The following is a 2,603-nucleotide window of genomic DNA, read 5'->3' on the forward strand; positions in this document are numbered from 1 at the left end:
CGAGTTGCCGTACTGTGCCGTCTGAAGCCAGGTGTATAGCCCTCTAGACGGTGGTGGTGTGCGTGCGTATCTGGGCCCGGATGTTCCCTAGCCATGTCGATGAAGTGGCCCGTGTCCGGGCCTTCGTGCGAGCCCTGCTCGACGGACACCCCACCGTCGATGACGCTGAACTCGTCGCCAGCGAACTGGCCACGAACGCCTTGCGCCACTCCCGTAGCGCTGCCCCCAACGCCCTGTTCGTCGTCCGCGTTCGCGACCACGGCGACCGCGTCCGCATATCGGTGGCCGACTACGGCAACGATGAGAAGTGGGACGGCACCCCTGACAGCCCTGACCCGATGGCCGAGCACGGTCGGGGCCTGCTACTCGTGGCGAGTCTGTCCAAGGACTGGGGCGTGACCGAGGAACCCATCGGCACCTGTGTGTGGGCTGACTTGGCCTCCTTCAACAAGCTGTGAGTGGTCCGCGCATGCCCCGGCGTCGTGCTCGGCTGCGGGCGGTGGACGCCGAAACCGGGGTGGAGATTTCACCAGCTCTGTCTAGGGTCCTAGACTCGGTTCGTGTGACCGAGGGGGCAGCCATGCCGGGCCAGTTTGAACGCATTGCGGAGATCGAAGATCCTTTCGAGCTGCTGCGGGCCGCCACAGAACGGCTGGCCGAAGCGCAGCAAGAGGTGACCGAGCTGTCGCGCCTGCGCCGTCGGCTGATCCAGGATCTGCACTCCCAAGGCATGTCCTACGCGCAGATCGCCGAGAAGGCCGGCCTGAGCCGCGGACGCATCCACCAGATCCGCCACACCGGCCCCGCCCCCGAAGCCGCCTTCCTCGGTGTGGGCACGGTCACTGTGGCGACCCCGCTGCGGCACGACCCCCTCAAGGGGCGCCCGGTCCTGTCCCTGGACGACATGGCCACCGGCCAAGCCCTGGAGGACCTGGTCCGTTCCTTCGACATGCAGACCGTGTCCGATCACGTGAGTGTCGATGGTGTGATCGACCTGAACCGGCCCAACCTGGTGGTGGTCTGCGGACCAGCCATGTCCGAGGCCATGCGCAACGCCTACGACACCGACCCCGTACTGAGGTGGGAGCGCACCGACGCCTGGCAGCTCACCGACACCCGTACCGGCCAGAGCTACCGGTCCGGCCAGGAGATGGACCCTCAAGAACTCATGGACGTGGCCTATGTGGGACGCCTGGCCCGCCCGGACGGGCAGGGGACCTTCCTCGCCATAGCGGGCATCCATCCGCAGGGCTCGCGCGGGGTGGCCCACTTCCTCAATCGCGAGATCGCCTCGCTGTGGGGACAGGTCCGCGATGAACGGTTCTCGGCGCTGGTGCGCACGGTCTACGACCCGGCCACCAACGAACCCGAACACACGGAACTGATCACGCCCGTCTACCACCACGGACAGGACTGAGCGACACCGTGCCCTTCCTCTTGGCCACCGCTCCCGGCTCACCCGGCCGCGACAATGAGGACTTCGCCGCCGTCACCACCAACGGGGTAGTGCTGTTGGACGGGGCCAGCGCACCGCCCGGTATCGACATCGGCTGTACGCACGGGGTCGCCTGGTTCACCCGCCGCCTCGGCGGTCTCCTGCTGGCCGGACTCGCGGGCGACCAACCCCTCAAAGACGTGCTCGCCGAGGCGATCACCACCGTGTCATCGCTCCATGGGGACGGTTGCGATCTGGCCAATCAGGAGACGCCCTCGGCCACCGTCGTCCTGGTCCGCTTCGCCGGTGACCGCTTGGAGTACCTGGTGTTGTCGGATTCGGTACTCCTGGCTGAGGCCACCGACGGCACGGTCACCGACATCACCGACACCCGCCTCGATGACTTGAAGTGGAAGCTCGCCGCCGCTCCCTTCACCACCACCGAGGGCACCCCCGAACGCCAGTCCGAACTCCACGAACGGGCTCACGCCATCCGGGCCTACCGCAACGTGCCGGACGGGTTCTGGACCGCCGGCGCCGACCCTCGCGCGGCCACCGAAGCCCTGACCGGCTCCCTGCCCCTGGACCAGCTGGCCGGATTCGCCGCGATGACGGACGGAGCCACGCGCGGGGTGGAGGTATTCGACGCACAGACCTGGTCCGACTGCTACACCCTCGCCGCCAAGGACGGCCCCGCCGCGCTCATCGACCACGTGCGCGCACTGGAACAGGGTGACGCTGACCAGCGTGAATACACGTCCGGCAAGCCCCATGACGACGCCACCGTCGTCACTTGGACCCCCGCCTGATTAGCCCCCTAGACAATCCATCGATCGTCTTGCTACCTTCTGCATAGACCCCTAGACAACAGTCTTCGGGTGAACACGCCTCCCACTGTCTAGGGGGGTCGACAGATTGGAAGCTGATCGATGGCTATTCAGGGTGCGTTGCCGGTGGCGTTCGACGTGGTCTTCCCTGCGGGTGCGTTCGCGCTCGGGGTGGAGGCGATCACCGACTTCGAGACCAAGCGTCCGCAGATGGACAAGGACACCGGTCTGCCGCTGTGGGCGGTGGACGTGATCGACGCCGACCCCGAAGCGCGCGGCAAGGCCAAGAGCGTGAAGGTCAAGGTCGCCGCCCAGGTGTGCCCGACCCTGCCGGACGAGGT

General features: G+C 67.1%; 3 protein-coding genes and 1 pseudogene. All 4 read left to right on the forward strand.

Annotated elements, in window-relative coordinates; genetic code table 11:
- The first annotated feature begins 80 nt into the window (after nt 1-80).
- Nucleotides 81-458 (forward strand): ATP-binding protein, encoded by a 378-nt coding sequence (locus ACFWTE_RS29850; protein ID WP_378783296.1) that lies wholly within the window; start codon nt 81-83, stop codon nt 456-458.
- 122 nt (nt 459-580) lie between these two features.
- Nucleotides 581-1,417, forward strand: coding sequence for a sigma-70 family RNA polymerase sigma factor (locus ACFWTE_RS29855; protein ID WP_378783297.1), 837 nt, complete (start codon nt 581-583; stop codon nt 1,415-1,417).
- Nucleotides 1,418-1,425: 8 nt separating this feature from the next.
- Nucleotides 1,426-2,244, forward strand: coding sequence for a protein phosphatase 2C domain-containing protein (locus ACFWTE_RS29860; protein ID WP_378783298.1), 819 nt, complete (start codon nt 1,426-1,428; stop codon nt 2,242-2,244).
- 120 nt (nt 2,245-2,364) lie between these two features.
- Nucleotides 2,365-2,603: pseudogene (locus tag ACFWTE_RS29865) on the forward strand (plasmid replication, integration and excision activator); the annotation flags it as partial.

It is taken from the genome of Nocardiopsis sp. NPDC058631 (genome assembly GCF_042716955.1).
Classification (GTDB): domain Bacteria; phylum Actinomycetota; class Actinomycetes; order Streptosporangiales; family Streptosporangiaceae; genus Nocardiopsis.

Coding starts and splice junctions, on each gene's coding strand:
- ACFWTE_RS29850 (WP_378783296.1), top strand. CDS start 81: ATGTTCCCTAGCCATGTCGATGAAGTGGCCCGTGTCCGGGCCTTCGTG.
- ACFWTE_RS29855 (WP_378783297.1), top strand. CDS start 581: ATGCCGGGCCAGTTTGAACGCATTGCGGAGATCGAAGATCCTTTCGAG.